The sequence below is a fragment of the Persicitalea sp. genome, assembly GCF_041751555.1.
Classification (GTDB): Bacteria; Bacteroidota; Bacteroidia; order Cytophagales; family Spirosomataceae; genus Persicitalea.
Genome location: NZ_JBGSXF010000213.1, coordinates 1 through 6,966, shown reverse-complemented (window position 1 = coordinate 6,966; position 6,966 = coordinate 1). Strand labels below are relative to the sequence as shown.

The following is a 6,966-nucleotide window of genomic DNA, read 5'->3' as shown; positions in this document are numbered from 1 at the left end:
TTCCCCCCCCAAATACGCCGCATAATCCCCCGGCGTATCTAAATCTATTACTCCCTGCTCGAAATCCACAAACGCTACATCTTTCAGATTCTTTTTTAGTAGCGGTTTGGCCCCCTGGTCGCCTTTGATTTGGGTGAGTTCAGCCAGCAGGTCGCGACCAATCAACACGGGGACACCCCACTGTTTTTTGTAGCGGCACGCCACCGCCTTTTTTCCCGATTCTTCAAAAGTTGCTACCATTTGATTCAGTAAGGCGGCAGTCAGGTACGGTTGATCGCAGACTAACATCAGTACGCCGTCTAGCTTAGGCTCGGTCATAAAGAGCCCGGCCAGGCCCACTTTTACGGAAGTGGCCATGCCTTCCTGCCAAAAAGCGTTGTCCACAATCGTGACGGGTAGCCCGTTCAGCTCGGGAACCACTTCGGCTTTGTTGGCCCCAACTACTACGATCACCGGGCGTAGCGAGGTCGCCAGGGCGGTTTCGACAGTTTTTAGCAATAGACCCTTTCCTTTTTCTATTTTGAGTATTTGCTTGGGTTGCCCCATGCGCTGCGATGCGCCGGCGGCGAGAATGATTGTTCCTATAGTCATTTTAATGGGTTTGTGAGTTTGGCTAACCACCGATAGCTGAAGGATACCCTACTTCTACCAGAAAAAGACCCTGCGCGGGTGCCTGTGGTCCAGCGGCTCGGCGGTCTTTGGCCAGAATTATTTTTTCAAAATCCGCCACTGTGCTTTTCCCAGTCCCCACCTCCAAAAGTGTGCCGACCAGCCCCCGCACCATACCGCGCAGGAAGCGATTCGATTGTACGACAAAAGTCAGAACCTCATCTTTCTGTTGCCATTCGGCCTGCGTGATTTCGCAAACAAACGTTTTTACGTCAGTGTGTACTTTGCTGAAACTCTCGAAATCGTCGTGCTGCAATAGTAGAGCAGCGGCAGCGTTCATTTCTTCAATATCAAGATCGGGACGAAAAATGTAGGCTTCGCCGGCCAGAAAAGGGTTTTTCTGCCGGATGAGGCGGTACTCGTAGCGACGGTGCGTGGCGGCAAAACGTGCGTGAACATCATTAGCTACGGAGAAAATCTCCTTTACCGCTAAGTCGGATGGCAGCAGGCTATTCAGACGATACACTACTTTATTGGCATCGGGCATTGCCTTCTCCAAATCAAAATGCGCGAACTGCTGGCTGGCGTGTACGCCCGCGTCGGTACGACTGCTACCAACTACTTCGATGGGCTGACGCAGGATGGTTGTAAGGGCTTCTTCCAGTGTCTGCTGCACTGAGCGGCCTTTTACCTGCCGCTGCCAGCCGATGAAATTAGTACCTTTGTAGGCAAGTTCGATGAAGTACCTCATTTTGCAAATGTACGAGGTACTTGGTACTTCATTGGGAACCGATGTTGCTCCGAACTTAATATCTTGCGCCAAGTATGCAAAACCAAGAGCCTAATACTAAGAAAAGAAGAACAAACAATGGTTGCTGATAAAACAGAAGAAAAGTCACTGAATTTCATCGAGGAGATAGTCGAAAAAGATTTGCGCGAAGGCAAAAACGACGGGCGCGTTCTGACGCGCTTCCCACCCGAACCTAATGGTTATCTGCACATTGGCCATGCCAAATCAATCTGCTTGAACTTCGGTCTGGCGCAGAAGTACGGCGGTGGCACCAACCTCCGTTTTGACGACACAAACCCCACGACCGAAGACATCGAGTACGTCGATTCTATCAAGAACGACGTGCGCTGGCTGGGCTTTGATTGGGTGGAAGAACGCTATGCTTCTGATTATTTCGATCAGCTTTATGCCTTCGCCGTTAAATTGATCGAGAAGGGTTTAGCCTACGTGGACGACTCAACGGCGGAGGAAATCGCGGCCCTGAAAGGCACACCTACCGAACCCGGCAAGCCCGGTCCCTACCGCGATCGCTCAGTAGCCGAAAATCTAGATATGTTCGAGCGAATGCGCAAAGGTGAGTTTGCCGAAGGCAGCCGGGTACTGCGGGCCAAGATCGACCTTGCCGCGCCCAACATGCACCTGCGCGACCCGTTCATGTACCGCATCAAGTTTGCGACTCACCACCGCACGGGCGATAAGTGGTGCATCTACCCAATGTACGACTTCGCCCACGGGCAGTCGGACGCCATCGAGCGCATCACGCACTCTATTTGTACGTTGGAGTTCATTCCCCACCGTGCGCTGTACGACTGGTTCATTGAAAAGCTGGACATTTTCCCCTCTAAGCAGTACGAGTTTGCCCGTCTTAACCTGACATATACTGTAATGAGCAAGCGCAAACTCCTTCAATTGGTGAACGAGGGCCATGTTTCGGGTTGGGACGACCCACGGATGCCGACGATTTCGGGTCTGCGGCGGCGCGGCTATACGCCCGCCTCGATTCGCAATTTCTGCGAGCGCATCGGTGTAGCCAAGCGCGACAATCTCATCGATATGAGCCTGTTAGAGTTTTGCATCCGCGAAGACCTGAACGCCACTTCTCCTCGTCGAATGGCCGTTCTTGATCCGCTTAAAGTGATCATCACTAATTTTCCGGAAGGAAAAACGGAAATGTGCCTTAGTGAGAATAACCCTGAGCAACCCGAAACGGGCGATCGCGAAGTACCTTTCTCGCGTGAACTATACATAGAGCAGGATGACTTCATGGAAAATCCCTTCAAGAAGTACTTCCGCCTGGCCCCCGGTCAAATGGTGCGATTGAAGAGCGCCTACATCATTCGTTGTGACGAGGTAGTCAAAGACGCCGACGGCAACGTTGAGGAAGTGCGTTGCACCTACATCGAAAACAGCAAGAGCGGCCAGGATGAGTCGGGCCTGAAAGTGAAAGGAACGCTGCATTGGGTGTCGGTCGCGCACAGCATTCCGGTGGAAATCCGGCAGTACGATCGCCTTTTCCGCGTGGAAGATCCGTCTTCGGAAGAGGGCGATTTTAAAGAGTACCTCAACCCCGACTCGCTGTCGGTCATTACGGCCCACGCCGAACCTGCTTTCAAAACAGCCGTACCCGGCGAAGCCTTCCAATTGCTGCGCAAGGGCTACTTCTCGGTGGACCCGGACAGTTCAGATGCGGGCGTGGTACTGAACCAAACGGTGGGGCTTCGGGATAACTGGGCTAAGGGAAAGTGATTGGTTGTGAATATTTTCCTACGTATCTTGTTTCCAACACTAAAACTTTTCTGCTATGTACACAGCCATCAAAGGAATTTACGAAAATGGCGTACTGACTTTCTTGGAACCCGTACCCGATGTTTACAAGTCGGAAGTGCTTGTCACTTTTTTAAGCGAAAAGCAGCCAAGCTCGTCCCCACAAGACCGGGTTCCGGGCGGATTGTTGCGGCTAGACCATTTGAAGGGAAAAACGTTATCGCTTCCTGATGATTTCAATGATCCCCTTGATGATTTAGAAGATTATATGTAGATGCATTACCTGATCGATACTCAGATATTACTTTGGTTTCAATCGAACGATCCAGAACTGGACCAATCTACAAGAGCTATTCTTATAGATGGCAAAAACCAAATCTACGTCAGCTATGCAAGTCTTTATGAGATAGTCATCAAGCTAAAAATCGGAAAACTACCCAATTTTCATGTTTCAGTCGAGAGTGTAGTTGAGGTTGCAATTCAAGATAAAATCAAGTTTTTACCGATCACCATTTCCCATTTGGTCAGCTACGATAAAATCCCCCTTTATGCTGAACATCGAGATCCGTTTGATCGTCTGATTTTAGCAGTGGCCCTAAGCAACTCGTTACCAATCATTACCTCAGATGCAAAATTCGGTTTCTACAGATCACTCGTTGAAGTTATAGAAGTCTAAATAGATATTCGGCTTAGTGCTTTCTGAATAATAGAAATCTAAAAATTGAAAAAAGACGAGCTTTTGGCTCGTCTTTTCAATTTCCGATACTATGTTTTTTTATCAAAACGTTCCTGAACTAACTACTTCCCAAACCATCTGCTCTCATGAAAAAGCTATCCTTGTTCGTACTCGGTTGCTGCCTTGCCCTCACAGCCCGCGCCACGCACCTGTTAGGGGGCGAGATACTGGCCAAAAATACCAGTGGCCTCACCTACGAAATCACCGGAATCCTGTACCTCGACCTGCAAAATGGTGGACCAGCAGTCAATGCCCAAACAGACCTAATCATCTGCTTAGGTGATGGGTTAAGGCTGGTAGCCAAGCGAGTGAGCTCTGAAAAATTAGAAGGCAGCCCCAACGTCAACCGTAGCGTGTATCGTGTGGTACACACTTACGCTGCCGCCGGAAAGTACACTCTTACGGCAAGTCTTGACAACCTTACCAACGGGATACTTAACTTAGACCGCCTCTCTCCGACCAAGGAACTACCGCTGGTCATCAAGACTATCCTCGATACTACCTCGCCTAATGCCGTGGCCCAGGCGCCCAATCCAAAATTCATGAGCGGGCTGCGGCAGGTGTTTTCCCTGGCTTTGCCCAAAACTGATCCCGATGGCGATAGCCTTTCCTACCGGATCACCAGGCTGCTCACTCAACAGCAAGAATGCCAACCAACTACCCTGACTAATTATGTCTTCCCCAATGAAGTAACCCGTGAGGGTACTTTTAAGATCGACCGCCCGGCAGCGCTTCTGGTCTGGAACGCTCCGACAGAAATTGGGCTCTATGCCTACGCCTACGTAACCGAAGAGTGGCGGAACGGTGTGAAAGTTGCTGAAACCTGGCGCACTTACTCCCTGACCATCACCGACCAGAATAGTCCGACCATTGTCATTCCGCCTTTTGAACCTGCCTTGGCCGACTTCAACGGCGTCATTACCGCTCTGCCACCGCAGGAATTTCTATCGGCTGAAATTTCGATGAAGATTTTTCCCGTTCCCAGCGCGGAATCCGTCACGGTGGAAGTCAGCCTGCGCCAGCCATCCGCTATGCACATCGAAATGGTCGATCTGCAGGGACGCATTTTACAGCAAGCTGATTTTAAAGATGCTGCTTCGCGGTGCTCGCTGGAATTCAGGACGGGCGACTTAGCGAAAGGCGTTTACCTGATTCGAGTGCAAAGTGAGGACGCGGTATTGATGCGGAAGTTTGTGCGGTGAATAAGTTTGTTTATCCCCTTCGACCTCACAGCTTCATCCCCCGCAGCCGCAAACTATTCGTCACTACCGACACCGAACTCAACGCCATTGCCGCCCCGGCGATCATGGGATTGAGCAAGAACCCATTCACCGGATAAAGTACCCCCGCCGCCAGCGGAATCCCGATGAGATTATAGATGAACGCCCAGAAAAGGTTCTGCCGGATTGTTGTCACCGTACGGCGCGACAGTTTCAAAGCCTTCGGTAGGGCCAGCAAATCAGAAGTGATGAGCGTCATCTTGGCAACATCCATCGCCACGTCGGAGCCGCGGCCCATCGCTACGCTGAGGTCGGCTTGGGCCAGGGCCTGCGAGTCGTTGATGCCGTCGCCAACCATCGCCACGGTTTTGCCTTCGGCTTGCAGCTTTTTCACAAAATCCATTTTGTCCTGCGGCTTCACTTCGGCCTCGAAGTGTTCAAGGCCCACCTCCCGTGCGACCTGCGCGGCGGTTTGGGCGTTATCGCCCGTAAGCATATAGACTTCGATTCCCTCCTTCTGCAATTTCGCGACCGCTTCGGCGGAGGTAGTTTTCAGTTGGTCGGCCAACGCGACCAGGGCGATTTGCCTTCCCTCCCACCCTACACCAATAACCGTCTGAGCTTTTCCGCGCAGCTCCGCGCTGAGTTCAGTCAGTTCAGAGTCGAGCGCGATCCCTTCATTTTTCAAAAAATCAGGCGTCCCGATTACGTACTTTTCCCCGTTAACTACCCCGACCACGCCACTGCCCGTCACCGATTGAAAATTTTCCACTTGAACCAAACCGTCACTCCGCCCGGCAGCCGAAATTGCCTGCCCCAACGGATGCTCCGAACGGCTCTCAATCGCCTGTATCGCTGCCTTGTGACGTCCTTCCCGCCCGGCGGCCCCATCCTTTTCTCCTTTGACAAAGTACCACCCCGCCACTTCCGGCCTTCCTTCGGTCAATGTCCCGGTTTTATCCAGCACCACGGCGTCCACCTTATGGGCAATTTCCAGGCTCTCGGCGTCGCGAATCAATATGTTGTTCTCGGCTCCTTTGCCCACGCCCACCATAATGGCCGTCGGTGTCGCCAGTCCCAGCGCACACGGACAAGCTATCACCAGCACCGACACGGAAGTGAGTAGCGCGTGCGTGAGGGCATTTTCGCCACCTACCAGGAGCCAAACCACGAAGGTGAGCACCGCAATACCCAGTACCACGGGGACGAAAATGCCTGCTATTTTATCCACTAGCCGCTGCACAGGGGCTTTGCTACCCTGCGCCTCCTGTACGGTGCGAATGATTTGGGCCAATACGGTTTGTTTGCCCACTTTTTCCGCCCGAAAGCTGAAACTACCCTGCTGGTTGATGGTTCCGGCAAACACCTCAGCGCCTGGTGCCTTTTCGGCGGGCAGCGGCTCACCCGTCATGAGGCTTTCGTCCACAAACGAACTGCCCGAAAGTACTTTCCCGTCCACAGGGATATTCTCACCCGAGCGAATGATGACCTCATCGCCTATGCGGACTTCCTTGGTGTCTATTTCCTGCTCCTGCCCGTCGCGACGCACGCGCACGAGTTTGGGTTGCAGGTTCATCAGCTTGCGCAGGGCATCGGAAGTGTTGCTTTTGGCGCGTTCTTCCAGCAATTTTCCTAATAAAATAAAGAAAATAATGATCGCCGCCGCCTCAAAATAGACATGGGGTTCCAGACCGCGACTATACCAGTATTCAGGATAAAAAGTATTGAAAGTACTGAATAGAAACGCAATGCCTGTGCTGAGCGCGACGAGCGTGTCCATGTTGGCCTTCCCGTGGCGGGCTTGCTTCCAGGCATTCACAAAAAACTCTTTACCAAAAAATACCAGC

7 protein-coding genes are annotated in these 6,966 nt (G+C 51.9%); 4 read left to right on the top strand and 3 right to left on the bottom strand.

All coding sequences use genetic code 11. From position 1 onward, the window contains the following. Together ACEW8P_RS07715 and truA are read right to left on the bottom strand one after the other, a co-directional pair. A partial coding sequence (locus ACEW8P_RS07715) for an NTP transferase domain-containing protein (RefSeq protein WP_373512514.1) occupies positions 1-591 on the bottom strand: 591 nt, incomplete at its 3' end. Positions 592-613: 22 nt separating this feature from the next. Further along, complete coding sequence (truA, locus tag ACEW8P_RS07710) at positions 614-1,360, bottom strand: tRNA pseudouridine(38-40) synthase TruA (protein ID WP_373512513.1); 747 nt, start codon at positions 1,358-1,360, stop codon at positions 614-616. A 117-nt stretch (positions 1,361-1,477) separates the two neighbouring features. On the opposite strand from truA, the gene ACEW8P_RS07705 reads away from it, so the two are divergent. From ACEW8P_RS07705 to ACEW8P_RS07690, 4 genes are all read left to right on the top strand, one after another. Further along, positions 1,478-3,145 carry a glutamine--tRNA ligase/YqeY domain fusion protein gene (locus tag ACEW8P_RS07705; RefSeq protein ID WP_373512512.1) on the top strand — a complete coding sequence of 556 codons (1,668 nt, stop codon included), beginning with the start codon at positions 1,478-1,480 and terminating at the stop codon, positions 3,143-3,145. A gap of 55 nt (positions 3,146-3,200) precedes the next feature. Further along, positions 3,201-3,437 (top strand): hypothetical protein, encoded by a 237-nt coding sequence (locus tag ACEW8P_RS07700; protein ID WP_373512511.1) that lies wholly within the window; start codon positions 3,201-3,203, stop codon positions 3,435-3,437. Continuing rightward, positions 3,438-3,839: a type II toxin-antitoxin system VapC family toxin gene (locus ACEW8P_RS07695; RefSeq protein WP_373512510.1), complete on the top strand. Its 402-nt coding sequence runs from the start codon at positions 3,438-3,440 to the stop codon at positions 3,837-3,839. Between the two features lie 146 nt (positions 3,840-3,985). Next, positions 3,986-5,101 carry a T9SS type A sorting domain-containing protein gene (locus tag ACEW8P_RS07690; protein WP_373512509.1) on the top strand — a complete coding sequence of 372 codons (1,116 nt, stop codon included), beginning with the start codon at positions 3,986-3,988 and terminating at the stop codon, positions 5,099-5,101. Positions 5,102-5,126: 25 nt separating this feature from the next. Here the strand turns inward: ACEW8P_RS07690 and ACEW8P_RS07685 are convergent. Further along, positions 5,127-6,966: copper-translocating P-type ATPase (locus tag ACEW8P_RS07685; protein ID WP_373512508.1), on the bottom strand; the 1,840-nt coding region annotated here is incomplete at its 5' end.